This is a genomic window from Mycobacterium fragae, from assembly GCF_002102185.1.
Taxonomy (GTDB): Bacteria; Actinomycetota; Actinomycetes; order Mycobacteriales; family Mycobacteriaceae; genus Mycobacterium; species Mycobacterium fragae.
In genome coordinates this window covers 60343-85548 of sequence record NZ_LQOW01000006.1, presented here as the reverse complement: position 1 = coordinate 85548, position 25206 = coordinate 60343, and the positions used below count along the sequence as shown (strand labels likewise).

29 protein-coding genes and 1 riboswitch are annotated in these 25206 nt (G+C 67.3%); of the genes, 15 read left to right on the top strand and 14 right to left on the bottom strand.

The features are described from left to right. Window positions 1-67: 67 nt before the first annotated feature. Together AWC06_RS04425 and AWC06_RS04420 are read right to left on the bottom strand one after the other, a co-directional pair. Window positions 68-904, bottom strand: coding sequence for a TrmH family RNA methyltransferase (locus tag AWC06_RS04425; protein ID WP_085194774.1), 837 nt, complete (start codon window positions 902-904; stop codon window positions 68-70). Then, on the bottom strand, window positions 901-1284 hold the full coding sequence (locus tag AWC06_RS04420) for a MarR family transcriptional regulator (protein ID WP_264479900.1): 384 nt from the start codon (window positions 1282-1284) through the stop codon (window positions 901-903). Before AWC06_RS04420 ends, AWC06_RS04425 begins: the two co-directional genes overlap by 4 nt. 116 nt (window positions 1285-1400) lie before the next feature. On the opposite strand from AWC06_RS04420, the gene AWC06_RS04415 reads away from it, so the two are divergent. Next, window positions 1401-1685: a DUF2530 domain-containing protein gene (locus AWC06_RS04415; protein WP_085194770.1), complete on the top strand. Its 285-nt coding sequence runs from the start codon at window positions 1401-1403 to the stop codon at window positions 1683-1685. Window positions 1686-1698: 13 nt separating this feature from the next. Further along, window positions 1699-2154: an SRPBCC family protein gene (locus AWC06_RS04410; RefSeq protein WP_085194768.1), complete on the top strand. Its 456-nt coding sequence runs from the start codon at window positions 1699-1701 to the stop codon at window positions 2152-2154. Here AWC06_RS04410 and AWC06_RS04405 read toward each other — a convergent pair. After that, a complete protein-coding gene (locus AWC06_RS04405) occupies window positions 2151-2915 on the bottom strand; it encodes a DUF3027 domain-containing protein (protein WP_372458014.1) in 765 nt (254 codons plus the stop codon). The two genes, AWC06_RS04410 and AWC06_RS04405, sit on opposite strands and share 4 nt — an antisense overlap. An 89-nt stretch (window positions 2916-3004) precedes the next feature. Between AWC06_RS04405 and AWC06_RS04400 the strand changes: the two genes are divergently transcribed. The 3 genes from AWC06_RS04400 (at window position 3005) to AWC06_RS04390 (ending at window position 6082) form a co-directional block, all read left to right on the top strand. Next, window positions 3005-4627: an MFS transporter gene (locus AWC06_RS04400; RefSeq protein WP_085194766.1), complete on the top strand. Its 1623-nt coding sequence runs from the start codon at window positions 3005-3007 to the stop codon at window positions 4625-4627. Further along, window positions 4624-5109, top strand: coding sequence for a DUF2771 domain-containing protein (locus tag AWC06_RS04395; RefSeq protein ID WP_085194764.1), 486 nt, complete (start codon window positions 4624-4626; stop codon window positions 5107-5109). The genes AWC06_RS04400 and AWC06_RS04395 overlap by 4 nt, the downstream gene beginning before the upstream one ends. Before the next feature lie 106 nt (window positions 5110-5215). Continuing rightward, window positions 5216-6082, top strand: a complete 867-nt coding sequence (locus AWC06_RS04390; protein WP_085195113.1) for a DUF559 domain-containing protein — start codon at window positions 5216-5218, stop codon at window positions 6080-6082. Between the two features lie 101 nt (window positions 6083-6183). Here AWC06_RS04390 and AWC06_RS04385 read toward each other — a convergent pair whose 3' ends face one another. From AWC06_RS04385 to AWC06_RS04375, 3 genes are all read right to left on the bottom strand, one after another. Next, complete coding sequence (locus AWC06_RS04385; protein ID WP_085194762.1) at window positions 6184-7188, bottom strand: glutathione S-transferase family protein; 1005 nt, start codon at window positions 7186-7188, stop codon at window positions 6184-6186. Between the two features lie 4 nt (window positions 7189-7192). Next, window positions 7193-9130: an acyl-CoA dehydrogenase family protein gene (locus AWC06_RS04380; RefSeq protein ID WP_085194760.1), complete on the bottom strand. Its 1938-nt coding sequence runs from the start codon at window positions 9128-9130 to the stop codon at window positions 7193-7195. Window positions 9131-9232: 102 nt separating this feature from the next. After that, window positions 9233-9640, bottom strand: a complete 408-nt coding sequence (locus AWC06_RS04375) for a cold-shock protein (protein ID WP_085195111.1) — start codon at window positions 9638-9640, stop codon at window positions 9233-9235. 152 nt (window positions 9641-9792) lie between these two features. Here AWC06_RS04375 and AWC06_RS04370 point away from each other — a divergent pair, with 152 nt between their 5' ends. From AWC06_RS04370 to AWC06_RS04355, 4 genes are all read left to right on the top strand, one after another. Further along, window positions 9793-10206, top strand: a complete 414-nt coding sequence (locus AWC06_RS04370; RefSeq protein WP_085194758.1) for a YccF domain-containing protein — start codon at window positions 9793-9795, stop codon at window positions 10204-10206. Continuing rightward, window positions 10203-11282 (top strand): GTP 3',8-cyclase MoaA, encoded by a 1080-nt coding sequence (moaA, locus tag AWC06_RS04365; protein WP_085194756.1) that lies wholly within the window; start codon window positions 10203-10205, stop codon window positions 11280-11282. Before AWC06_RS04370 ends, moaA begins: the two co-directional genes overlap by 4 nt. Window positions 11283-11285: 3 nt before the next feature. Continuing rightward, the gene (locus AWC06_RS04360; protein ID WP_085194754.1) at window positions 11286-11573 is read left to right on the top strand and encodes a MoaD/ThiS family protein; all 288 of its coding nucleotides are present in this window, start codon (window positions 11286-11288) and stop codon (window positions 11571-11573) included. Between the two features lie 237 nt (window positions 11574-11810). Next, window positions 11811-12004: riboswitch (cyclic di-AMP (ydaO/yuaA leader) on the top strand. 9 nt (window positions 12005-12013) lie between these two features. Next, entirely contained in the window at window positions 12014-13195 is a 1182-nt protein-coding gene (locus AWC06_RS04355; protein ID WP_085194752.1) for a transglycosylase family protein, read from the top strand. A 13-nt stretch (window positions 13196-13208) separates the two neighbouring features. Here AWC06_RS04355 and AWC06_RS04350 read toward each other — a convergent pair whose 3' ends face one another. The 4 genes from AWC06_RS04350 to AWC06_RS04335 are packed head-to-tail and all read right to left on the bottom strand — an operon-like array spanning window position 13209 to window position 14827. Further along, window positions 13209-13634, bottom strand: a complete 426-nt coding sequence (locus AWC06_RS04350; protein ID WP_085194750.1) for a molybdenum cofactor biosynthesis protein MoaE — start codon at window positions 13632-13634, stop codon at window positions 13209-13211. Further along, on the bottom strand, window positions 13634-14116 hold the full coding sequence (locus AWC06_RS04345; protein WP_085195109.1) for a MogA/MoaB family molybdenum cofactor biosynthesis protein: 483 nt from the start codon (window positions 14114-14116) through the stop codon (window positions 13634-13636). Before AWC06_RS04345 ends, AWC06_RS04350 begins: the two co-directional genes overlap by 1 nt. Continuing rightward, window positions 14116-14601, bottom strand: coding sequence for a cyclic pyranopterin monophosphate synthase MoaC (moaC, locus tag AWC06_RS04340; protein ID WP_085194748.1), 486 nt, complete (start codon window positions 14599-14601; stop codon window positions 14116-14118). The genes AWC06_RS04345 and moaC overlap by 1 nt, the downstream gene beginning before the upstream one ends. Before the next feature lie 7 nt (window positions 14602-14608). After that, complete coding sequence (locus AWC06_RS04335; protein WP_085194746.1) at window positions 14609-14827, bottom strand: hypothetical protein; 219 nt, start codon at window positions 14825-14827, stop codon at window positions 14609-14611. Window positions 14828-14890: 63 nt separating this feature from the next. Between AWC06_RS04335 and AWC06_RS04330 the strand changes: the two genes are divergently transcribed. Continuing rightward, window positions 14891-17143: a helicase-associated domain-containing protein gene (locus AWC06_RS04330; protein ID WP_085194744.1), complete on the top strand. Its 2253-nt coding sequence runs from the start codon at window positions 14891-14893 to the stop codon at window positions 17141-17143. An 8-nt stretch (window positions 17144-17151) separates the two neighbouring features. Beyond that, window positions 17152-18801, top strand: a complete 1650-nt coding sequence (locus AWC06_RS04325; protein ID WP_085194742.1) for a DNA repair helicase XPB — start codon at window positions 17152-17154, stop codon at window positions 18799-18801. Here the strand turns inward: AWC06_RS04325 and AWC06_RS04320 are convergent. The 4 genes from AWC06_RS04320 to AWC06_RS04305 are packed head-to-tail and all read right to left on the bottom strand — an operon-like array spanning window position 18798 to window position 21966. Next, window positions 18798-19943 carry a thiolase family protein gene (locus tag AWC06_RS04320; RefSeq protein WP_085194740.1) on the bottom strand — a complete coding sequence of 382 codons (1146 nt, stop codon included), beginning with the start codon at window positions 19941-19943 and terminating at the stop codon, window positions 18798-18800. The genes AWC06_RS04325 and AWC06_RS04320 overlap by 4 nt on opposite strands. A gap of 1 nt (window position 19944) precedes the next feature. Further along, window positions 19945-20370, bottom strand: coding sequence for a Zn-ribbon domain-containing OB-fold protein (locus AWC06_RS04315; protein WP_085194738.1), 426 nt, complete (start codon window positions 20368-20370; stop codon window positions 19945-19947). A gap of 47 nt (window positions 20371-20417) precedes the next feature. After that, on the bottom strand, window positions 20418-21407 hold the full coding sequence (locus AWC06_RS04310) for an LLM class F420-dependent oxidoreductase (protein WP_085194736.1): 990 nt from the start codon (window positions 21405-21407) through the stop codon (window positions 20418-20420). A 22-nt stretch (window positions 21408-21429) separates the two neighbouring features. Then, window positions 21430-21966 carry a TetR/AcrR family transcriptional regulator gene (locus AWC06_RS04305; RefSeq protein ID WP_085194734.1) on the bottom strand — a complete coding sequence of 179 codons (537 nt, stop codon included), beginning with the start codon at window positions 21964-21966 and terminating at the stop codon, window positions 21430-21432. Between the two features lie 76 nt (window positions 21967-22042). Here AWC06_RS04305 and AWC06_RS04300 point away from each other — a divergent pair, with 76 nt between their 5' ends. The 4 genes from AWC06_RS04300 to AWC06_RS04285 are packed head-to-tail and all read left to right on the top strand — an operon-like array spanning window position 22043 to window position 25200. Then, window positions 22043-23242: an FAD-dependent monooxygenase gene (locus AWC06_RS04300; RefSeq protein WP_085194732.1), complete on the top strand. Its 1200-nt coding sequence runs from the start codon at window positions 22043-22045 to the stop codon at window positions 23240-23242. Between the two features lie 4 nt (window positions 23243-23246). Continuing rightward, window positions 23247-24119, top strand: a complete 873-nt coding sequence (locus AWC06_RS04295; RefSeq protein ID WP_085194730.1) for an LLM class F420-dependent oxidoreductase — start codon at window positions 23247-23249, stop codon at window positions 24117-24119. A 10-nt stretch (window positions 24120-24129) separates the two neighbouring features. Continuing rightward, the gene (locus AWC06_RS04290; RefSeq protein WP_085194728.1) at window positions 24130-24555 is read left to right on the top strand and encodes a pyridoxamine 5'-phosphate oxidase family protein; all 426 of its coding nucleotides are present in this window, start codon (window positions 24130-24132) and stop codon (window positions 24553-24555) included. Between the two features lie 30 nt (window positions 24556-24585). Then, on the top strand, window positions 24586-25200 hold the full coding sequence (locus AWC06_RS04285; protein ID WP_085194726.1) for a class I SAM-dependent methyltransferase: 615 nt from the start codon (window positions 24586-24588) through the stop codon (window positions 25198-25200). Window positions 25201-25206: the final 6 nt, after the last annotated feature.

The window sequence follows — 25206 nt, the reverse complement described above, 5'->3', positions numbered from 1 at the left end:
CGCCGCTCCTCCTCATCGCTTCGTCCCCAGCTTCGCGGGGACCCCACTGCATCGTCGCCGGCGCGGGTCACGGGCCGAGCCTAGCGCGCTCGTAGAACGCCAGCGCCGCTGCCGTGGCCACGTTGAGAGAGTCGGTGCCGCGTGACATCGGAATGCGCACCTGAAGGTCGCTCGCACGCAGCGCGGCGCGGCTCAGCCCGGGCCCCTCGGCGCCCACCAAAACCGCGACCCGTTCGTCATGCACCGCCGCCATCGCCGCGGACAGCTCTTCGGCATCGGCGCTGGGGGTCAGCGCCAACAGCCGAAACCCTCTCTGCCGCAACGTATCAAGCTCCGCCGGCCACTTCGTCGCCCGAGCAAATGGCACCAGCAACGCATGTCCCATGGAAACCCGCACCGCGCGGCGGTAAAGCGGGTCAGCGCATCCACTGCCGAACACCACCGCGTCGACGTTGAGTCCGGCGGCGTTTCGGAAGATCGCGCCGAGGTTCTCGTGGTCGTTGACCCCCTCCAACACCACCACGGTGCGAGCGTCGTCGATCACTTCCGCGACGCTGGGCTCCGGCACGCGACGGGCGGCGGCCAGCACCCCGCGGTTGAGGTGAAATCCGACCACCCGAGCCATCACCTCGGCGGACACCCGATAGTACGGGGCGGGGCAGCCGGCCAGATCTGCCTTGAGCTCGTCGAGCCTTCGGTCGGTGCCCAGGAAGGCCAATGGCGCAAACCGCGATACCAGCATCCGCTGCACCACGAGCACACCCTCGGCGATCACCAGCCCCTTGCCGGTCGGCAGGTCGGGCCGACGGTCGATGCTGTTCAGATCCCGGAAGTTGTCCAGGCGCGGGTCGTCGGGATTGCTGATATCGCAGACGACGATCCCGTCAAAGCCGTCGGTGGTCAAGGGCTTTCGTCGACGAGGGCCAACATCAGATCGGCGGCCTCACGCAGCGTGTCGCGCTCGCCGGCGCCCAGGCATTCGAGCCGCTGCGCGAGCCATTCCTGGCTGGCCCGGCGTTCGGCCTCCATCAGTTCGGCGCCGGAATCGGATACTGAAACCAGCACCTGGCGTCCGTCGTCGGGGTGAGCGACACGGTCGACAAAACCCAATTCGGCCAGCGAGGCGATGACTCGTGTCATCGACGGCGGGCGAACGCGTTCCCTGACGGCCAGCGCGCCCGGGGTCATCGGACCTTCTTTCTCCAGCGTCGCCAGTGCCGACAGCTGGGACAACGACACCGGGGACTGCGGGCGCCGAAATCGCAACTGCCGGGCCAGCCGCATCACCGCCAACGACAGATCACTGGCCAGCCGGGTATCGCCCTCGGTCACAGCGCGAACGTTACGACAGAACGTCCTGTCGTCAACGATGAATCACCGAGCACGCTATGTTGAGGTCGATGTCCGTCGAGCCTGGCAAGAGTCCCGAACCGCCGCAGCTGCCTGCGGGACTACTCGAGGTTTGGCCGGTCATTGGCGCCGGTGCAGTGGTCTGGCTGGTTGCCGCCGTGGCCGCGTTCCTGATTCCGGCCCTCGACACGTGGCGACCGGTCACCGTGGCGGGGCTGGGCGTCGGACTTCTGGGCACAGGTATCTTCCTGTGGCAGCGTGACGCAGCCCGCCGCGGCGCACGCGGCGCGCAAACCGGATTCAACTCACAACGCAATACTGATGGCTCCCGCTAGGAGGTATGGGTCGATGGCAGCGCCTCTTTTGCAAACTCAAATCGATATCAAGGCACCAGCGTCGAAGGTGTGGGCCCTGATATCTGATCTGCGGAGAATGCCGCAGTGGAGCCCGCAATGTCGGCGGATGCAGCCGCTTGGTCCGGTCCGCCAGGGCACCCGCACGCTCAATCTGAACCGCCGCAAGAATCTGTTCTGGCCGACGACATGCACCGTCACCGAGGTGATTCCGGACCAGAAGCTGGCGTTCCGCGTCAACGCCAACGGCACCGTGTGGAGTTACGAACTGCAGCCGATTCCCGAGGGCACCCGGGTGATCGAAAGTCGGCACGCCGAGAACGGCGTCAAGCCGATGTCGACCATGACGGTCAACGCGCTGTTGGGTGGCGAGGAGAGCTTCGAGCGTGAACTCCTTGACGGAATGAACGCATCGCTGGCCAAGATCAAAGCCGCCGCCGAGAACAGCTAGCCGGCGTCGGTGGGCGTCTCGCTGAGGTCGAGGACTCCATCGTCGTAGGGGTCGTACATCGGGGAGCCGCTGCCCGCAGGAGGCGGTGTGTCCGAGTGCGCACCGCAGCCGTATTCGTGGTCGACGACGTGCCCGTCGGCGGAAAGCTCGTTGCCGCACACCCCGAACATCGCGCCCAACGACCCTGCCAGCGGCAGATAGAAACCGCAGTCACGGCACACCCGTTTGGTGGACTGCGCCATGGGCGCGCCGGGACCGTAATCGCCGTCGTGCCACCGCTGGGCGGCCTGCGCGCGGCCCAACGGGCTCATCACCCGGCGCCGTCCCAGGCCGACTTCGGTGGCCGTCTCGTCGACCTGCGGGTCTCCACTGGCCATGAAGCCGGGCACCAGCCGGGGGTCGTCGGGCAGCGGCGCGAGCAGGTCCCCGGGTCCCAGGTCGCCGGGCCGCAGCCGCTGATCCCACGGCACCCATTCCGGCGCCAGCAACGCCGTCGGCCCCGGCACCAGTACCACCTCGCTGACCGTGGCGTGGTCCGCCCCCGGATAGGCGGCCACCACCACGGCCCATTGCCAGCCCTGATAACCGGGCAGATGAGCCAGGAAGCGGTGCGTGGCGGCGGTCGGATCTTCGTAGCCGACGCCGAGGTAGTCGCCGACGGTGTCCGCGCCGCTGAACTCGACGATGGCCGCCCGCGCCTGCTCGACCGCACCGGTGAGGATCGGCGCCAAGCCCTCCGCCCACTCGGTGGTACCGGTCACGTTCTCCGCTGTCTCCATATGCCTTCCATACTGCCGCAGGGCCGCGGTGACCAGCCACACCGGTCGCTTGTGCGCCCGATCAGTTCGGGATGGGTGAGAATTGGTACGTGTCTGGACGGCGGCGCGATCACCCGACCGAGCACCCCGGCATGGCCAACTATCCCGCCGACGACTCGGGTTATCGCCGGCCGCGCCGCCCCCCGCCAATGCCCAGCGCCAACCGGTACCTTCCGCCGCTGCACCACGAGCCGCAGGCCACCCGTCGCGATGAGCCGCCGCCGCGTGCCGCGGGCAATGATCGGGTCACGGTCACCCGCGCCGCAGCGCAGCGCAGCCGCGAGATGGGGTCGCGGATGTATTGGCTGGTGCAGCGAGCCGCCACCGCCGATGGCGCCGACAAGTCCGGGCTGACGGCGCTGACGTGGCCGGTGGTGGCGAATTTCGCAGTCGATGCGGCGATGGCTGTCGCACTGGCCAATACGCTGTTCTTCGCCGCGGCCACCGGGGAAAGCAAGGACAGGGTCGCGCTGTATCTGCTGATCACGATCGCGCCGTTCGCGGTGATCGCGCCGCTGATCGGTCCGGCACTGGACCGGCTGCAGCACGGCCGGCGGGTTGCGCTGGCGCTGTCGTTCATACTGCGAACCGGGTTGGCGGTGTTGCTGATTGCCAACTACGACGGCGCCAGCGGCAGCTATACGTCATGGGTGTTGTATCCGTCGGCGCTGGCCATGATGGTGCTGTCGAAATCGTTCAGCGTGCTGCGCAGCGCGGTGACACCGCGGGTGATGCCGCCGACGATCGACCTGGTTCGAGTCAACTCCCGGCTGACCATGTTCGGTCTGTTGGGCGGCACCATCGTCGGCGGCGGCATCGCGAGTGGAATCGAGTTCGTCTTCACTCACTTGTTCCAGCTGCCCGGCGCGCTGTTCGTCATCGTTGGGGTCACGGTCGCCGGTGCCGCGCTGTCGATGCGGATTCCACGCTGGGTCGAAGTGACCGCCGGCGAGGTTCCCGCCACGTTGAGCTATCGCCGGCCCAGTGACCCGCTGCGAGCGCTCCGACAACCGTTGGGCCGCAACAGCATCACCGCGCTGTGGGGCAACTGCACCATCAAGGTCATGGTCGGTTTCCTGTTCTTGTATCCGGCCTTCGTCGCCAAGGCCCATGACGCCAGTGGTTGGGTACAGCTGGGCATGCTGGGATTGATCGGCGCGGCGGCCACCATCGGCAACTTGGCCGGCAACTTCGCCAGCGCACGGCTGCGGTTGGGCAGGCCCGCGGTGCTGGTGCTGCGGTGCACCGTGGCGGTTACCGCAGCTGCGCTCGCGGCGGCGGTGGCGGGCGATCTGGTGGTGGCCGCCATCGCGACGTTGATCACCTCGGGAGCGAGTGCGATCGCCAAGGCGTCGCTGGACGCGTCGCTGCAGGACGACCTGCCCGAAGAGTCGCGCGCATCGGCGTTCGGGCGTTCGGAGTCGACCCTTCAGCTTGCCTGGGTCCTCGGCGGTGCGCTGGGCGTGCTGGTCTACACCGATCTTTGGGTTGGCTTCAGCGTGGTCTGCGCCTTGCTGATCCCGGGCCTGGCGCAGACGGTTGTCAGCTTCCGCGGTGACTCGCTGATTCCCGGCTTCGGGGGCAACCGGCCGGTGATGGTCAAGCAGGAGCGTGGGCCGGACGCCCGCGACGCCGCGGCGGTGCCGTGGGAGTGAAACCGCGAGTTGCCGCTCTGCTGGCACTCGTACTACTGGCGTCGGCCGGCGCTGGGTACGGAGCATGGCTGGTCGCCCGCCGGCATGGTCCGCGTCAACCTGAGATCAGCGCGTATTCCCACGGCCACTTGACCCGGGTAGGGCCCTACCGCTACTGCAAGGTGCTCGATCCTCGCGATTGCCAAACCCCGTTGACGCAGGGTGAGTTGCCGGTGAATGCCCGTGATCCAGTGCAGCTTTCGGTACCGACGGCGATTGGGCGGGCACCCTGGCGGCTGCTGCGGGTGTACGAAAATCCAGCCGATACCACGGTCACCGACTTTCGCCCCGGCCGTCGGCTGGCGGTCACCATCCCGACCGTCGACCCGCGGCGGGGCCAGCTGAACGGAATTGCCGTGCAGTTGATGACCCTGGTCATCGACGAGGCCGGCGAATTGCGCGATGTCCCCCACGCGGAATGGTCGATCCGCCTTATCCACTAGCGCCCACTAGCGCCGAGCGTCGAGTTGTTGGGCCGGGATCACGCATTTGTGCACAAGAAGTCGACGTTGAACCGGACGTGTCGGTGCCCGACGGCACCGTATGCGCATGGAAAGACTGGATTGGCCGTTCAGGGGAACGGAAGCGTTGGCAGCCGGAATTGTCACACCGCACCGATTGCGCACCGAGTTCGAAATCGTCCATCGCAACGTGTACGTCCCACGCGGACAGAAGCTCACGCCGGTAACCCGCGCGGTTGCCGCTTGGCTCTGGGCGGGGCGGGCCGCAACGGTTGCGGGTTTGTCCGCCGCGGCCCTTCACCGCTCGGCGTGGATCGACCAGTGGTTGCCGGCCGAGCTCAACCGGCGTAGCCGCGACAAGACCGCAGGCATCATCCTGCATAGTGACACGCTGTGGGACGACGAGGTCTGTGTGCGCGACGGTATCCGCATGACGACCGCGGCGCGGACCGCGTTCGACCTCGGTCGGCGAAAAGGGTTGATCAACGCGGTGATTCGCCTCGATGCGCTGGCGAATGCCACCGAGCTCAAGGTGGCCGACGTGGAAGTCTTGGCCGACCGCCACCGGGGTGCTCGCGGGCTGGTGCAATTGCGACGGGTGCTGCCGATGGTCGACGGCGGCGCGGAGTCGCCCTACGAGACGCGGACCCGGCTGGCCCTGGTCGCGGGCGGGCTACCGCGACCGCGGACTCAGATCGAGGTGCGCAACGAGTGGGGCGCGGTGTTGGCGCGCATCGATATGGGTTGGGATGAATGGCAGGTCGGTGTGGAATTCGACGGGGCCCAGCACTGGACCGATGCCGCACAACGGACGCGGGACATCGATCGACTGGCCGACCTCGAGGCCCGCGGCTGGACGATCGTCCGCGTCAGCGCCGACTTGCTGCGATATCGGCCCGGCGTCGTCGTCGCGCGTACCCAGCGTGCGCTGCGCGCCGCTGGTTGTCCGATCTGACCGGCCATCGAGCGTCGAGTTGTTGGGCGCAAATGCTCCCTTTTCGCACGAAAAGTCGACGTTCGACGCTGGGGGCGCTGGGGGCGCTGGGGGCGCGAAGGCTATGCGCCGTGACCGGCGGGCACCCGCTCGGCCTCCAGCGGAGGCCCGGGCGGATTGCCGTCGCCGAAGGGCCTGCCGCCCAACGCTTCTCGGCCGTGTGGTGTGAGCCAGTTGGCGAGGGTCGGGCCTTTGGGCACGATGCGAGTGGGGTTGATGTCGGCGTGCACGATGTAGTAGTGCTGCTTGATCTGGACGAAGTCGACGGTATCGCCGAAGCCCGGGGTCTGGAACAGGTCGCGGGCATAGGCCCACAGCACCGGCATCTCGGACAGCTTCGACCGGTTGCACTTGAAATGCCCGTGATAGACCGCATCGAAGCGGGCCAGCGTGGTGAACAGTCGAACGTCGGCTTCAGTGATGGTGTCCCCGACCAGATACCGCTGGTTCGCCAGGCGATCGCTGACCCAATCCAACGCGGTGAACAGCCGGTCATAGGCCGAGTCATAGGCCTGCTGCGAACCGGCGAAGCCACAGCGGTAGACGCCGTTGTTGATTTCGGTGTAGACCCGCTTACTGACCTCGTCGATCTCGGCGCGCAAGGGTTCTGGATATAACTGCGGGGCGCCGTCGCGTTGGTAGGCCGTCCATTCGGTGGACAAGTCCAGGGTTATTTGCGCGAAGTCGTTGGTCACCACCGCACCGGTGGGCACATCGACGATCGCCGGAACGGTAATGCCTTTCGGGTAATCGGGAAAGCGCTTGAAGTACGCATCCTGTAAACGAGGGATCTTGAGCACCGGGTCGAGTCCGTCCGGATCCAGATCGAAGGTCCAGCTCCGCTCGTCGTGAGTGGGCCCGCAAAAACCAATGGAAATAGCGCTTTCCAGTCCCAGCAGCCGCCGGACGATGATCGCGCGGTTGGCCCACGGGCACGCGCGGGCGACGATCAGTCGGTATCGCCCCGGCTCGACCGGATAGCCGTCACGTCCGTCGGCGGTGATGCGCGTCGCGATGTAGTTTGTGTCGCGGGTGAACTCGCCGGCCTCGGCGACATAGGACGCCACCTTTTCAGGACTCCGGTACTGTCAGGAACCGCCGAGCCATATTCTCCTCGGTCGACGGTCCCGGTTCCCAGTGGGCGATCCATGGTCCGGTGCCCTCGGACTGGTCGACGATCCCGTCCTCCAGCCAGATATAGCGTCCGCCCAATACATCTCGGGCCAGCCGAACGTCGGTGCTGTCGGTGTTGGCCCACAATGCGTGGAACAACGCCTCGACCCGCAGGGTGGCCTGCTGGCAAAACGCGTCCGCCAGCTCGTATGCCTGCTCTCCATCGGCCTGATCGGCAACGCGCTGGGCCTCGGCACGAACGCACGCCGCCGCCATCGCGAACAGCTCGGCACCGATATCCACGATGCGGCCGAGGAATCCCTGCTTTTGCTCCAGGGCAGCCTGCCAGCGCGCCATTCCATAGAACGTGTTGCGGGCCAGCTTGCGCGCCGAACGCTCGACGAATCGCAGATGTGTCGCCAGCCTGCCGAACTCGCGGTAGCTCGTCGGCAGTTGTCCTTCGCCGAAAACCAGTTGCGGCAACCACTTTGCGTAGAATCCGCTCGCACCGGCAGCGGCCTTGGCCTTCTGCCGCATGTCGGCTTTGGGGTTCGCCAAGTCGCCGGCCGCGGTCAGATGCGCGTCGACCGCCTCTCGGGCGATGAGCAGTCGCATGATCTCGCTGGATCCCTCGAAGATCCGGTTGATCCGCACGTCGCGCATCGCCTGCTCCGCCGGCACCGCACGCTCCCCCCGCGCGGCCAACGACTCCGCGGTCTCGTAGCCCCGGCCCCCGCGGATCTGCACCAGATCGTCGGCGACCACGCAGGCTATCTCGCTCGACCACAACTTGGCCAGCGCCGCCTCGATCCGGATGTCGTTGCGGCCCTCGTCGGCCATCTGCCCGGACAGTTCGACCGCGGCTTCGAGCGCGTAAGCGGTTGCGGCCATGAATGAGATCTTGCCGGCGACTGCACCATGCTCACCGACTGGCTTGCCCCACTGCACCCGTTCGCAAGACCACTCCCGGGCGATCTTCAGCGACCACTTCACGGCGCCCGTCGCCAGCGCCGGCAGGGACAGGCGTCCGGCGTTCAGCGTGGTCAGCGCGATCTTGAGGCCGTCACCTTCGCGGCCGATCAGGTTCTCGCGCGGCACTCGGACTTTATGCAGCCGGGTCACGCCGTTCTCGATGCCGCGCAACCCCATGAACTTGTTGCGCCGCTCGACGGTGATGCCGGGAGAATCGGCCTCGACCACGAAGGCGCTGATTCCGCCGCGGTGCCCGTCGCTCTTGGGTACCCGGGCCATCACCACCAGCAGATCGGCGACCACGCCGTTGGTGGTCCACAATTTCACGCCGTCGAGCTCGTACGCCGCGCCGTCGTCGACGGGGGTCGCGGTCGAGGCCATCCGCGCCGGGTCGGAACCCACGTCCGGCTCGGTGAGTAGGAACGCCGAAATGGCCCCGGCGGCGCACCGCGGCAAGAACTTCCGCTTCTGCTCCGGCGTCCCGGCCAGCTTGAGCGGCTCGGGTACCCCGATCGACTGATGCGCCGACAACAGCGCACCGAGGCTGGGATGAACAGTCCCCACCATCATCAGCGCGCGGTTGTAGGTCACCTGCGACATGCCCAGGCCGCCGTATTCGGCGGGGATCTTCATGCCGAAGCAGCCCAGTTCGGCAAATCCTTTGACGTATTCGTCGGGAATCTGGGCGTCGCGCTCGATGACGCTGCCGTCAACGGTGCCGAGAAACTCCCGCAGTTTGATCAGGAAAGCCTCGGCGCGAGCCGACTCTTCGGCGTCCGGCCGGGGAAACGGGTGGATGAGCTCTAAGGGGAAGCGGCCGAGGAAAAGTTCCTTGGCGAAAGACGGCTTATCCCAACCGCTTTCCCGTGACTCCTCGGCTACGGCTCTCGCCTGCTCCTCGGTGACCTGTACCTGCTGCGCCATCGGACACTCCCTGGATTACGACCTATGTTACGCGTCAGTAACTAGTGTTGCCCGAGGCGCACTTCCGTACACCTGCTTTTGCGGAATTGCGGACGCGACTGCCTAGGAGTCCAGCTCCCGGGCAACGGCTTTGACCACCTCGGAGACCCTCCGAGCGGTTTTGCGGTCCGGGTAGCGACCCTTGCGGAGCTCAGGCTGCACCGTGCTCTCCAGCAACGTGATCATGTCCTCGACCATGCCGTGCAGTTCATCGGGGCTGTGCTTGTGCTCGGCAGGGCCCTCTCGGCGGGGGCGGGACAGGCTGGGCGGTGGATCAATCAGTTTGAGGCTCAACGCCTGCGGCCCGCGACGACCGGTCGCGACACCGAATTCGACGCGCTGTCCCGCCTTGAGGCCCTCGACGCCCTCGGGCAACGCCGAGGAGCGGACGTAGACGTCCTCGCCGTCCTCCTGGGACAAGAAGCCGAACCCCTTCGCGGCGTCGTACCACTTCACCTTGCCAGTCGGCACCGGTCTCACCTGCTTGTCTGACGGAATTACTGGAATGGCCAACAAAATGAAGCGTCCCGCCTGCGCAGGACGCGTGACTGCTGATCCTACTCGGACGGCGGCCAGCCGAGCACCCTGTTTCTCGGTAGGCTGGCCCTACCGTGGAGGAGACAATGCGCCTGATCCTGAACATCATCTGGTTGGTCTTCGGCGGGCTTTTGCTGGCCTTGACATACTTTCTTGTGGCGCTGGTCTGCTTCCTGCTGATCGTCACAATCCCCTTCGGGTTCGCGGCGCTGCGCATCGCATCCTATGCGCTCTGGCCGTTCGGACGGACGATCGTCGACAAACCCGGCACCGGCACCGCAACCCTGGTCGGGAATGTCGTCTGGTTGGTGTTGTTCGGATTCTGGCTCGCGATCGAGCACCTGGTGACCGCGGTCGCGATGGCGATCACGATCATCGGCATTCCGCTGGCGCTGGCGAATCTCAAACTGATCCCGGTGTCGCTGATGCCGCTGGGCAAAGAAATCGTCCCCGTTGACTCGCCGGCTGCGCCCTATCGAGTCGGATCGGCGGCGGCATGACCCTGACCGCACTGGGTTTGCCCACCGTGCGTGGCGACGCCGACGCGATGGCGGCCCGCGACGCCCCCGCCTCCGGTCCGCTGGTTGACACCTACGGCCGGGTCGCCACCGACTTGCGGGTGTCGCTGACCGATCGCTGCAACCTGCGCTGCACCTATTGCATGCCCGCAGAGGGTTTGGACTGGCTGCCCAGCGAGGCGCTGCTGCGACCCGACGAGCTGGCGCGGTTGCTGCGCATCGCGGTCATCCGCCTCGGTATCACCAGCGTGCGGTTTACCGGCGGCGAGCCGTTGTTGGCCCGGCATCTCGAAGAGGTGGTGGCGGCGGCCGCAGCACTGCGACCTCGCCCGGAGATTTCGCTGACCACCAATGGCCTGGGGCTGGACCGGCGCGCGGCCGCGCTCGCTGCGGCCGGTCTGGATCGGGTGAACGTGTCGCTGGACACCGTCGACCCGGCCCATTTCGAGGCCATCACTCGACGGGACCGAATGTCCGACGTGCTGGCGGGCCTGGCCGCGGCGAAGCGGGCTGGTTTCGAGCCGGTCAAGGTCAACGCTGTGCTTGACCCTGCGACGGGACGCGAGGACGTGGTGGGACTCCTGCGGTTCTGCCTGGAGCATGGCTATCAACTGCGGATCATCGAACAGATGCCGCTTGACGCCGGGCACCAATGGCGCCGTGGCGCCGCGCTCAGCGCCGACGATGTGCTGGCGGCGCTGCGGCCACACTTCCGGCTGCGACCGGACCCGGCGCCACGAGGTTCGGCGCCGGCTGAGCTGTGGCTCGTCGACGAGGGTCCGGGTGGGCCGAGCGGGAAGGTGGGTTTGATCGCCTCGGTCTCGCACCCGTTCTGTTCGACGTGTGACCGTGTTCGGCTGACCGCTGACGGCCAGGTCCGCAACTGCCTGTTCGCCAGGCAGGAGACCGACCTTCGTGGCTTGCTGCGCAGCGGCGCCGACGACGACGCGATCGAGGCGGCGTGGCGGGCCGCGATGTGGGTCAAGGCTGCCGGGCACGGCATCAACGACCCGGGCTTCATCCAGCCGGACCGTCCGATGAGCTCGATCGGCGGCTGACCGGTGGCTCAACCGTCCGGCGAGGACGCCGGTATCCCGATCACGGTCCGCTACTTCGCGGCTGCCCGCGCGGCGGCCGGCGCCGAATCGGAAACCGTCACGGTGCGCCCCGGGTCCACGGTGGCCGAGCTGGTCGACGGTCTGGCCGGACGCGACACGCGGCTCGCGACGGTCCTGAGCCGGTGCTCCTACCTCTGCGACGGCATCGCCGTCCCAGCGGGTGCGGCGACCAGTCGGCCCCTTCGCGCCGGCGAGACGATCGACGTGTTACCGCCGTTCGCCGGCGGCTGATCGGTGTGAAATCAATCACATAACAGATGTATAACAGCGCGGCAACGGCTTGATTGCGGAGCTTTTGACCTGCGCAAACAGATGGCTTTCCTGGCATTTTTGATTTCGGTCGAAAACGAAACGCCCGATTCGTCTAGACATGACTCCGCCGCGATCACCCGCTACCGTTCTCCGCGGGCTGACCGAATCTTCCTGAGCGGCGGCCCTTCTCGCCTATAGCGCCGAGCTCCATCCGATAGGCGGGAAACGCCAACACATGGATGGAGGCGGGGGACCCAATTGGTTCGCCGAAATCGGACCGGAGCCGTGCGCGGCTCCTTGGGGTGAAGCCAACGCCGTTCCCGCGGGGCGACGTGGCCGGGCAACTCTCTCTGGTTGCACACCAGCCCGAACCCGACAGCTGACCTCGAAGGCGCATCGAGAGAGGACATCACCGGCGTATGAGCGGACGGCATCGTAAGCCCACCACCTCAAACATCAACGTCGCAAAAGTCGCCTTCACCGGGGCAGTGATCGGTGGCGGCGGTATTGCATTCGCGAGCCACGCGAGCGCGGCACCCGACACCGAATGGGATCGCGTCGCTGGCTGCGAGTCCGGCGGTAACTGGGCCATCAACACCGGCAACGGGTATCACGGCGGCCTGCAGTTCTCGCAGGGCACCTGGGCCGCCCACGGCGGCGGACAGTATGCGCCGTCGGCGAATCTGGCGACTCGGGAACAGCAGATCGCGGTAGCCGAACGGGTTCTGGCTACCCAGGGCCGCGGCGCCTGGCCGGTCTGCGGGCGCGGCCTTTCGGGCGCGACACCGCGCAACGTCGTCGCTGAGCCGGCACCGCAGGAGCCCGCACCCCCGGCCGAGCCCGCACCGCCCGCTGACCCCGCGCCCCCGGCCGAACCGGCCGCCGTCGATACGCCACCACCGGCCGAAGCACCGGCGCCGCCCCCGCCACCACAGGAAGAGCCCGCGCCGCCCGTGGAGCTTGCAGCAACCGATGCTCCGGTCGACGAGCCCGCTCCGCCCGCCGAGCCTGCGCCTCCGGCCGAGCCGGCCGCCGTCGACGCGCCACCACCGGCCGAAGAACCAGCGCCACCGCCAGCGCCGGAAGGGCCTGCACCGCCCGTCGAGCCGGCTGCTCTGGAAGCTCCGGTCGACGAGCCCGCCGCACCGGCCGAGCCTGCACCGCCCGCTGACCCGGCCGAGCCCGCACCGCCCGCCGAGCCGGCAGCGGTAGACGAGCCTGGTCCCGTCGACCAGCCACCGGCTGAGGTCCAGCAGGCGACCGCCGTGGCGCACTGGACATTCGCCAACGACCCGGCCGCTGCCAGTCCGCGCGACACGCAGTTGTGGGCGCTGCAGCCGGCGCCGCTTGCCCCCGCGCCGGGCGACCCCGCGCCGTCGCTGCCGCTCGATCCGGCCGCTGCCGGCTCAGCGATGCACGACGCCCAGGTGCCGTCGCAACTCGCGCCGCTGCTCGACCCCGCGAATATGCCGAACGGCGCGCCCAATGGACTGCCGGCCGGCCCGCCGTCGGGCGTGGACCCCGGCTATCTCAATCAGCTGTGGCAAGCCATCCAGTCACAGGGCGTGAACCCCAACTCCGCGCTGTCCGGTCTCGCCTAACGGCTGCCGGGCGTCACGCCGAGCCCACCCACTCGTCGGTTCCGTCGGCGAAGAACTGGTGCTTCCACACCGGTAACCGCTCCTTGATGGTGTTCACCAGGTGCTCGCACGCGTCGAACGCCGCGCCGCGGTGATCGGCGGCGACGGCGGCAACCAGGGCCGCCTCGCCGATCTCCAACACACCGATCCGGTGGCTGGCCGCGATCGCGCGCACCCCGTGGCACTGCTCGGCGACTTCGGCCAGCACGTCGGCCATGACCTGTTGGGCCGTCGGGTGCGCGGAGTATTCCAGCCGCAGCACCTGTCGTCCGCCGTCGTGGTCGCGGATCATGCCGACGAAGCCGACGATGGCGCCCGCGGCGTGATGGCCGACCAGCTCTTCGTGCTCGGCCAGCAGGATCGGCTGATCGGTCAGCGCCGCGCGCAGCACCTGTGTCATCAGCGCGAGTGATCTTTGCCGGCGAGTTGGTCCAGCGCGTGGTCGAGCACGTCGGCGAGCACGCCGAGCCCGTCGCGCACACCGCCCGGCGAGCCCGGCAGGTTGACGATCAGGGTTCGCCCGGCCACCCCGCACACCCCCCGGGACAGCACCGAGGTCGGCACCTTCGGCAGACCAGAGCGGCGGATGGCGTCGGCCAGCCCGGGCACCTCGTAGTCGAGCACCGCGGCCGTCTGCGCGGGTGTGTCATCGCTGGGCGAGATGCCGGTGCCGCCGGACGTGATCACCAGGTCGACGCCGTCGCCGAGGGCGTCGCGTAGGGCCTGGCCCACGGCGTCGCCGTCGGGAACCACCTGCGGGTCCACAGCCGAAAACCCGCGCTGCCCAAGCCATTCGGCGATGATCGGCCCGCATCGGTCGTCGTACACGCCAGCGGAGGCCCGGGTGGAGGCGATGATGACGCGCGCGGATCGGGCCCCCATCACCGGGTCCAGGTTCCGCTGCGTCCGCCGTCCTTGCGCAACACCCGGACGTCGTCGATGCGGGCGGCCGGGTCCACGGCCTTGATCATGTCGTAGAGCGTCAGAGCCGCCACGCTCACCGCCGTCAGCGCCTCCATCTCCACCCCGGTCCGGTCGGTGCTGTGCACGGTGGCGGTGATCTCGATATCCGACTTGCCGACGGTGAAATCGACGTCCACGCCGGTGAGCGCCAGCTGATGGCAAAGCGGGATCAGCTCGCTCGTGCGCTTGGCGGCCTGGATGCCGGCCACCCGCGCGGTGGCCAATGCGTCGCCCTTGGGCAACCCGCCGGACGAGATCAGCTCCACCACGTGCGCCGACGTGCGCAGCGAACCCGCCGCCACGGCGGTGCGCCTGGTCGCTTCCTTCTCGGTGACGTCGACCATGTGCGCCGCGCCCCGCTCATCGATGTGCGAGAGCGGACCCGGAGCCGCAGCGCCAGACATTCGTCGCCTACCGGTTGACCACCGTGACGGGGTGTACGTAGGGCAATTCGTCGGCAGGCAACGGGAACACCAGGTCGCCGTAAGGCGATAGTGCGCCCACTCGATCGGTCGCCAGTTCGCTCACCGCGTGATCGTCCGGGTTGGTCGTCGGCCAGCCCTTGTCGACGTATCGCGCCTTTGGCGTCTTCTCGGTCTTCTGCGCCTTCTTGTCAGCGTTGTCAGCCACGCGTCCATTCTGACAGGTCGCGTGGGGACGGACTGTCGAGTGGCTGCTTTACGCTGGTCAGCAATGACCGAACACACCCCGGGCATCCCGCTGGGGTCCTGGCTGGCCGACTTGCCCGACGAGCGGCTGATCCGTCTGCTGGAGCTGCGGCCCGACCTTGCCCAGCCGCCGCCGGGCAGCATCGCGGCCCTGGCCACACGCGCTCAGGCGCGTCAATCGGTCAAGGCCGCCACCGACGAGCTGGACTTCCTGCGGCTGGCGACCATCGACGCGTTGCTGGTGCTGCATGCCGACACCGCGCCGGTGCCAATCGCCAAGTTGCTCACGCTGATCGGCGATCGGGTCCCCGAAGCCGATCTGCTCGAGGCGCTCGACGACCTCAAGGAACGCGCGCTGGTGTGGGGCGACTCCGAGCTACGGGTGGCCGCCGACGCCGGTGCGGGGCTGCCGTGGCATCCCGGGCAAGTGACCCTGGAGGACATGTCGCAGACCGCGGAGCAGATCGCCGAGCTGATCGATACCCTTGGCGGCCCGCAGCAGGAGGTACTCGAGAAGCTGGTCACCGGATCACCATTGGGCCGCACCCGGGACGCCGCGCCCGGCGCCCCGACCGATCGCCCGGTGCCGCAGCTGCTGGCGATGGGACTGCTTCGCCGAGTCGACGCCGAGACGGTGATCCTTCCGCGCTTGGTCGGGCAGGTGCTGCGCGGCGAGGCGTCCGGCCCGGTGCAGCTGACGACGCCCGATCCGGTGATCGCCACCACGACGCCCGTCGACGTCGACGCCTCGGCCGCCGGGGCCGTCATCGACCTGCTGCGCGAACTCGAGGTGATGCTCGAAACGCTGGCCGCCGCACCGGTCGCCGAGCTGCGCACCGGCGGCCTGGGAGTGCGCGAGCTGCGGCGGCTGGCGAAGGTGACCGGAATCGAGGAGGCCCGGTTGGGTCTGATCCTCGAACTCGCCGCCGCGGCAGGGCTGATCGCAAGCGGCATACCCGACCCGCAACCAGTCCACGGTGAGGGGCCGTATTGGGCGCCGACGGTGGCCGCCGACCGGTTCGCCGAAGCGTCCACCGCCGACCGCTGGCACCTGCTGGCCACTACCTGGCTTGACCTGCCGGCCCGGCCGGCGTTGATCGGGTCCCACGGTCCGGACGCCAAACCGTATGGTGCGCTATCGGATTCCCTGTACTCCACGGCGGCCCCGCTGGACCGCCGGCTGCTGCTGGGCATGCTGTCCGAACTGCCGCCCGGAGCCGGGGTCGACAAGGACACGGCGTCGGCGGCTCTGATCTGGCGGCGGCCGCGGTGGGCGCAGCGGTTGCAGCCGGGTCCGATCGCCGACCTGCTGGAGGAGGCGCACCTGGTTGGCTTGGTGGGCCGCGGGGCGATCAGCACGCCGGGGCGCGCGCTGTTGACTCAGAGCGACGACACGGCCGCGGTCGTCGACGCGATGGCTCGGGCTCTGCCCGAACCGATCGACCACTTCCTGGTGCAGGCCGACCTGACCGTCGTGGTACCCGGCCCGCTGGAACGTCACCTCGCCGAGGAACTAGCGGCCGTCGCCACCGTCGAGTCGGCGGGCACGGCGATGGTGTACCGGGTCAGTGAACAGTCGATCCGCCATGCTTTGGATATCGGCAAAACCGCCGACGCCTTGCATTCGCTTTTCGAGAGGCACTCCAAAACCCCTGTGCCACAAGGTCTCACCTACCTCATTGACGACGTGGCACGCCGCCATGGGCAGCTGCGGATCGGCATGGCGGCATCGTTCGTGCGATGCGAGGACCCGGCATTGCTCGCCCAGGCGGTGGCCGCCGCCCAGGAGCTGCAACTACGTGTGCTCGCACCGACGGTCGCGATTTCCCAAGCACCGATCGCCGAAGTGCTCGCCGCTCTGCGGGACGTGGGTTTCGCGCCGGCGGCCGAGGACTCCACCGGCACCATCGTCGACATCCGGGCCCGCGGCGCCCGGGTGCCCGCCCCACAGCGCCGTCGACTGCTCCGCCCGATACCCCGGCCAAGCAGCGAAACCCTGACCGCGGTCGTCGCGGTGCTGCGCAGGGTGACCGTTGCCCCCTTCGCCGGCGGCCGCGTCGACCCTGCGGTGGCGATGTCGCTGCTGCAGCGGGCCGCGCAGCAGGGCGAGACGGTGGTGATCGGCTATGTCGATGCCGCCGGGGTGGCCACCCAGCGGGTGGTCTCCCCGGTCGCCGTGGTCGGCGGCCAGCTGGTGGCGTTCGATTCGGCGTCCGGCCGGGCGCGTGACTTCGCGATCCACCGCATCACGTCGGTCGTGTCGGCGGAGTCCGGATAATCGGGGCTATGACCGACGGGCCGTTGATCGTGCAGTCCGACAAGACGGTGCTGCTCGAGGTTGACCACGAGCTGGCGGGCGCCGCGCGCGCGGCGATCGCCCCGTTCGCCGAGCTGGAGCGTGCACCTGAGCATGTGCACACCTATCGGATCACCCCGCTCGCGCTGTGGAACGCCCGCGCCGCAGGCCATGACGCCGAGCAGGTGGTCGACGCGCTGGTCAGCTATTCCCGCTACGCGGTGCCCCAGCCGCTGCTGGTCGACATCGTCGACACCATGGCCCGCTATGGGCGGCTGCAGTTGGTCAAGAACCCCGCACACGGCCTGACACTGGTCAGCCTGGACCGCGCGGTGCTCGAAGAAGTGTTGCGGCACAAGAAGATCGCGCCGATGCTCGGCGCCCGCATCGACGACGACACGGTCGTCGTCCATCCCAGCGAGCGCGGCCGGGTCAAGCAGATGCTGCTCAAAATCGGTTGGCCGGCCGAGGATCTGGCCGGCTACGTCGACGGCGAGGCCCACCCGATCAGCTTGCGCCAGAACGGTTGGCATCTGCGCGACTACCAGGAGATGGCGGCAGACTCGTTCTGGGCCGGCGGCTCGGGGGTGGTGGTGCTGCCGTGCGGGGCGGGCAAGACGCTTGTCGGTGCCGCAGCGATGGCGAAAGCCAGTGCGACGACGCTGATTCTGGTCACCAACACCGTGGCGGCCCGGCAGTGGAAACGCGAACTGGTCGCTCGCACGTCGCTGACCGAGGACGAGATCGGCGAATACTCCGGTGAACGCAAGGAGATCCGGCCGATCACCATCTCCACGTATCAGATGATGACCCGTCGCACCAAGGGCGAGTACCGCAACCTGGAACTGTTCGAGAGCCGCGACTGGGGGCTGATCATCTACGACGAGGTGCATCTGCTGCCCGCCCCGGTGTTCCGGTTGACCGCCGACCTGCAGTCGCGGCGGCGGCTGGGGTTGACGGCCACCCTGATCCGCGAGGACGGCCGCGAGGGCGACGTGTTCAGCCTGATCGGGCCGAAACGCTACGACGCGCCGTGGAAAGACATTGAGGCGCAGGGTTGGATCGCGCCGGCGGAGTGCGTCGAGGTTCGGGTCACGCTGACCGACAGCGAGCGGATGATGTACGCCACCGCCGAGCCCGATGAACGCTACCGGGTCTGCTCGACGGCACATTCGAAGATCGCCGTGGTCCGCTCGCTGCTGAGCCGCCACCCCGGCGAGCAGACCCTGGTGATCGGCGCCTACCTCGACCAGCTCGAAGAGCTCGGTGCGGTACTCGACGCCCCGGTGATACAAGGGTCGACCAAAACCGCCGAACGCGAAGCGCTGTTCGATGCGTTTCGCCGCGGCGAGGTGAACACCTTGGTGGTGTCCAAGGTGGCCAATTTCTCCATCGACCTGCCGGAAGCCGCAGTGGCGGTGCAGGTTTCGGGGACATTCGGGTCGCGTCAGGAAGAGGCGCAGCGGCTCGGCCGGATATTGCGGCCCAAGGCCGACGGCGGAAGCGCCATCTTCTACTCGGTGGTGGCGCGCGACAGCCAAGACGCCGAATACGCCGCGCACCGGCAACGGTTTCTCGCCGAGCAGGGCTACGGCTATGTCATCCGCGACGCCGACGACCTTCTGGGCCCGGCAATTTAGAGCGAGACGATGGTCGCCGACGCCGTGCCCGGTGCGCCGTACACCTGGGCCAGGCCGACGCGCGGGTTGCCGGGCACCTGACGCTCACCGGCCTCGCCGCGCAGCTGGCGCACCAGCTCGTGCACCTGACGCAGGCCCGACGCCCCGATCGGCTCGCCGTTGGCGATCAGCCCGCCGTCGGTGTTGATCGGAAGCTGACCACCGATCTCGGTGGCGCCGTCGGCCACCAGCTTCTCTTGCTCGCCGTCGGCGCACAGGCCGGTCTCGGCCATGTGGATGACCTCGGCGCCGGCGTCGGTGTCCTGCAATTGCGCAAGGTCGATGTCCTCAGGGCCGATGCCCGCGGCCTCGTAGGCGGCCTTGGCCGCATACACCGTCGGGGAGACATCCTCGTCCAACGGGGCGAAGGTGGCGTGCACCTCGTAGGCGCCGTAGCGGCGGGTGCGAATCTCAGTGGCCCGCACGTACACCGGCTTGTCGGTGTACTTGTGCGCCATGTCGGCTCGGCACATCACGACCGCGGCGGCGCCCTCGTCGGGCGCGCAGAACATGTATTGCGTCAGCGGGTAGTTCAGCACGGTCGAGTTGAGGATCGCGTCTTCGGGAATCGCCTTGCGGCGGAACGCATTCGGATTGGCGGCGCCATTGCGGAAGTTCTTTGCGGCGACCTTGGCCAGGGTGGCCTGGGAGATGTTGTGGTCGTGGATGTACTTGTTGGCCTTCATTCCGAAAAACTTGGTGGTGACGAACTGCCCGTTCTGCGCATACCACTGCGGCAGCGCCAACTTGGCGGGGTCGTCGGTGAACGCGCCGCGTGGATGCTTGTCCAAGCCGATGGCGATGCCGATGTCGTACTTGCCCAACCGGATGGTGTCGGCCGTCTGCTGAATTGCGCTGGCCGCGGTGGCACAGGCATTGAACACGTTGGTAAACGTGATGCCGGTGAGCCCGACCAAGCGGGTGACCGCGTCGGGGTTGGACACCTCGTGGCTGCCGCCGAAGCCGAATTGGATGTCCTTCCACTCACACCCGGCGTCGGTTAGCGCGGATTGGATGGCCTCGGCGGCCATCTGCATCGCGGTCTTGTCGAATCTGCCGAATGGATGCAGGCCTACGCCGATGATGGCCACATCATTGGTCATGTCAGGCTCCTTCCCCGACCGGCTGGAAAGCGAAGGTGACCACTTCGTTGCCCTCGTCGTCGGCGGTGAACGGCACCATGGTCAGCTCGACCTCCTGCCCGAACTGCAGCTTGGCGGGGTCGTTTTCGGTGAGCCGGCCTTCGACTCGAATTACGTCACCGAGCTGGACCAGGCCCACTCCGAACGGAACGAAATCCTCGCCGGTCGGCCCGGCATACGGGGGCCCCGGCGGGAAACCCTGGGTGGTCCACGCCACCAGGGTTCCGCGGCGCGGCAGCAACACCTCGCTCATCGCACTCCCGCTACAACGCGGGCAAAGCTGCTGCACCGGGAAGGTGGTGGCGCCGCAGTCGCCGCATTGGCTGCCGATCAGCTGCGGGTTTTCGTCAGGCCAGGTCGAGATGCCGGGCGCCAGTGCCTTCTGCATAACCGAACCGTACAACAGCGTTCGGCAAAAACGGAAACCCCATTCTCCTAGCTGAGTGCGGGGATCACTTCTTGCTCGAACCGCTCGATGCTGGACCGGTCATAGGCGGCTTCCGGGAAGTAACAGATCACGTACTCGCAGCCAAGCTCGCGCAGCTTCCCGAGCCGTTCGACCACCTGTTCCGGCGTGCCGACCGCCGAATCCGGCCCGGTGGTGCCGGCGATATAGCCGTCCGCCGCCGCCTCAGGGATAGCGCCGATCAGCCGGTCGCGGATGCGCTGCAACCGGCCTTTGACGTCGGCGTCCGAAGCGCCGACGACGGCGTTGACGTTGACCGAGCGCACAACGGCGGCGAAATCGGTGCCCACGTCGTCGCAGTGCTGCGCAAGCGCTTCGGACTTGCGCGCGAACGCGGTCGGCTCGGGGGAGAAATTGGTGTATTGCGCGTATTTCGCCGCGATGCGCAGCGTCACCTTCTCCCCACCGCCGGCAATCCATAGCGGAATCCCACTGTCCTGCAGGGGCTTCGGCGCAACGATCGCACCGTCGATCTGGTAATGCTTACCGGTGAAGCTGACCTTGCCGTCGCGCCAGGCGTCGCGCATGATCTGCACACCCTCGTCCAGTCGCCCGAGCCTCACACCCGCCGAGGGGAAACCGTAACCGTAAGCCCGCCATTCGTGTTCGTACCAGCCGCCACCGATGCCCATCTGAATGCGGCCACCCGAGATGACGTCTGCGGTGGCCGCCACCTTGGCCAAGTAGACCGGGTTGCGGTAGCTCATCGCCGTACACATCTGTCCGAGCTTGATCCGCGATGTGCTCGCCGCATACGCCGACATCAGCGACCAGGCCTCGTGGGTGGCTTCGCCGGTCGGCATCGGCACGGTGTGGAAGTGGTCGTAGACCCACAATGAATCCCATGCGCTGTCGTCGGCGTAGCCGGCCAGCTCTCGCATCACCGCCCACTGCTTGTCGGGTTCAATTCCGACGAGATCAAGTCGCCAACCTTGCGGGATGAAAAGTCCGAAGCGCATAGCTTCGGACTCTAAACCCACGTCAGATTCCCAGCGCGGCCAACGCACCTTCGACCGACGCGGCGCGCAGCTTGTGGCGAGGCGTGTCGGGGAAGTGCAGACAGCAGTCCTGCAAACCGCCGAGTGCGATCACCGCGCGGGTTGCTTGGGCGAGTGTGGGTTTCGGCCCGAACACCAGCTTGCCGAGCCGGCTGTGCCAGGCAAGCACCTTTTCGACCAGAGCAAAGTCCTCGAGGATGGCGAATTCCGTGAGTATCACAACAAGGTCCCGCCGGTGCCGGTACAGGAAATCGAAATACCCCTCGAGCAATTCGCACGCCTTGATGCCGACACGGTTCTCCTGGTCGGCGACGAACTGCTCGCCGTCGTCGATCAGTGGCGCCACGATGCTGCGGACCAGCTCTTCACGCGAGGTGAAGTGGTAGTAAAGCGCCGGCTTGGTGATCCCCAGTTCGTCGGCGATGTCCTGCAGGCTGGTGCGTTGCACACCTCGCCGCGCGAACAGCTCGCGGGCGACATCTTGGATGCGCTCACGGGTGTCCGAGCGGGGCCTTTTCACCCGCCCAGCTTATCTGACTTACCGATAGGTAAGCCCGCATGTTAGGCTTACCGAACGTTAAGTAAGGAGGTGCAGGATGCGGGTCTTGATTTCGGGCGCGAGCATCGCCGGGCCTGTGCTGGCCTACTGGCTGAGCCGCGAGGGCTTAGACGTCACGGTGGTCGAACGCGCGCCGACATTACGCAAAACCGGTGGCCATGCCGTCGACCTGTTTCGGCCGTCGATGGAGATTTCCGCGCAGATGGGGGTCCTGCCGCGCATCGAGAAACTCGTCACCGGGACCAACGTGATGACGATCTATCGCGACAGCGCAAAACGACCGGTCAGCGCCGATCTCACCAAGCTCTTCACCGCCGCCTCGGACCGGCATGTGGAGATCATGCGCGACGATCTCAGCGAGATCTACTACGACGCGGGTCGCGACAATGTCGAGTACCTGTTCGGCGACTCGATCACGAGCGTATCGCCGGACGGTGACGTCACTTTCGAGCACGCCTCGCCGGGCAGGTTCGACGTGATCGTCGGCGCCGACGGACTGCACTCCAACGTTCGACAGCTCGTTTTGGGTAACGATGCGGTCGTCACCCAGTTCCTCGGGGCGTATCTGGCAGTGGCGTCAGTGCCGAAAACCCTTGCGCCCGAAGGCGAATTGCTCTGCCATGCCAGGGTGGGACGCATGGCGGCCATCTACACCGCCCAACACCTGGACGACGCGCGCGCCGTGTTCCTGTTCCGCAGCCCCGAACTTCGATACGACTACCGAGACGTGGTGCGGCAAAAGGAATTACTGCACCAGGCGTTCACCGGGATGGCTCCCGAGGTGGACACCTGGCTCGGGCAACTCGACGACACGGCGGCGTTTTATTTCGACGCAATCACCCAACTGCAGCTGGACAGCTGGTCGCGCGGGCGGGTCACCCTCGTCGGCGACGCCGGCTACTGCCCCGGGCCCGCGGTCGGCGGCAGCACCAGCCTTGCGGTGGTCGGCGCCTACGTGTTGGCCGGCGAGCTCGCCCGCGCACGGGGCGACCACGCGGCCGCGTTCGCGGCGTACGAATCCCAGATGCGCGAACCGGTGTGCCGCAGCCGGGCATTCGCTCGCGCTGCCGCCAAAACCGTCGTCCCCGGCTCCGCGGTCATGCTGTGGGCGGTAACCCGCGGCGCGCAGTTGGTGTCGGCGCTGCCCGCGCCGCTTACTCGAGCGGTGGGCAAGCTCAACACCAAGGGTGTGCGGATGCACGACTCGATGCGAGTTCCCGACTACAGCGACGTTTGACAACATGGCGCACACGGAACTTTCCGGCATCGGGGTATGGAGCAACCAACTGCACTATGGCGACCCATCGGAGGCTGCCGACGCCGCAGCGGAATTGGAGGAGCTGGGCTTCTCGGCGCTGTGGATTCCCGACGTCAGCGGGTCGGTACTCGATGCGGTGGGCCACTTACTGGCCGCCACGAAACGGACAATCATCGCCACCGGCATCCTGAATCTCTGGATGCACGAGCCGGACACCGTGGCGGACTCCTATGCGGCGCTCACCGCCGCCCACGGGGACCGCTTTCTGCTGGGGATCGGCGTCAGCCATGCACCGCTCATCGATGCCCGCCAGCCCGGGCGATACCGCCAACCGCTTGCCGCAACGACCGCATTCCTGGACGGGTTGGATGCCGCGCAGCGACCCGTGCCCGTGGATCGGCGGGTGCTGGCCGCGCTGGGTCCGAAGATGCTGGCGCTGGCCGCAAGCCGCGCCGCCGGTGCCCACCCGTATCTGGTCACACCCGAGCACACCGCTAGTGCGCGTGCGGCTTTGGGGGACGGTCCGCTGCTGCTGCCCGAACAGGCGGTGCTTCTGTGCGATAGTCGTGACGAGGCACGTGCGATCGGAACCGATTGGTTGCGGGCGTATCTGGGGTTGCCGAACTACGCCAACAACTTGTTGCGCATCGGGTTTTCGCAAGACGATCTGGCACAGGTGAGCGATCGACTCTTCGATGCGATCATCGCCTGGGGCGACGAAGCGGCAATCCTGCGCAGAGTCGCCGAGCATCAGGCGGCCGGCGCAGATCATGTCTGCATCCAGGCGCTGGTCGCCGACCACCTGAGCTTCCCCCGTGACCAGTGGCGTCGAATCGCGGCGGCCTTCCGCGGCTAACCTGGCACGCATGCCGCTATCCAAAACTGAACGAGAAGAGTTTCTGGCACAGCCGCATATCGCGGCGCTCTCGGTGTATGCCGGCGATGCCCGTGGGCCGTTGACGGTGCCGATCTGGTATCAGTACACGCCCGGCGGCGAGCCGTGGGTGCTCACCGGGGCGGGTTCGCGCAAGACACGTCTGATCGAGGCCGCCGGCTATTTCTCCCTCATGGTCGAGCGGATCGACCCGACGGTGCGTTACGTCGCGGTCGACGGTCCGGTGAGCCGCATCGAACCGAGCACCGATGACCAGCTCGTCGAGCTGACGCGCCGCTACATGCCGCCAGAACGGGTGGACGCATATCTGGACTACGCCCGCAGTGAGCTCGGCGAGAGCGTCGTCATCTATCTGCAACCGCAACACTGGCTTTCGGCAGATCTGGGGGAGCTTTAGTAAACCCGGTCCGCGGGCTACCGTGAAGCAATGGCATCTCGACACGCGCTGTTTCGGGTCTTCTACGGCATCGGGTTCACTCCGTGGGACGGTCATCCGCTTTCGGCGTCGCTTCGCGAGCTCGTCGAGGGAACCGACACCGCGCCAGGATCGGCACTTGACGTCGGATGCGGCACCGGTGACTCGTCGATCTATCTGGCCCAACACGGATGGCAAGTCACCGGAGTGGATTTCACGCCCAAGGCCCTGGACAAGGCACGCGCCAAGGCCCAAGCCGCGGACGCTGCCGTCGACTTCGTGCACGCAGACGTCACCCACTTGCGGCAGGCCGGAATCGACGGGCCTTTCCAGCTGATCGTGGACAACGGCTGCTTCCACGGCATGAGCGACGGCGATCGCGACTTGTACGTCGATGAGATGAGCGCGGTCGCCGCCCAGGGTGCACAGCTGCTGATGATCGCTTTCAAACGCAGCGGGCGTATCGGACCGCCGGGAGTCGAGCAATCCGAGATCGAACGCCGCTTCACCCCGGCATGGGCGTTACTGTCGGCTGCCGATGAACCGCGGTGGACACCTCAAGGCGGAATCGCCGGCCGATTCGCCGCCCGATTCGAGGCACGCCGCTACGTTTTGCAGCGCCAGTAGTCGCGC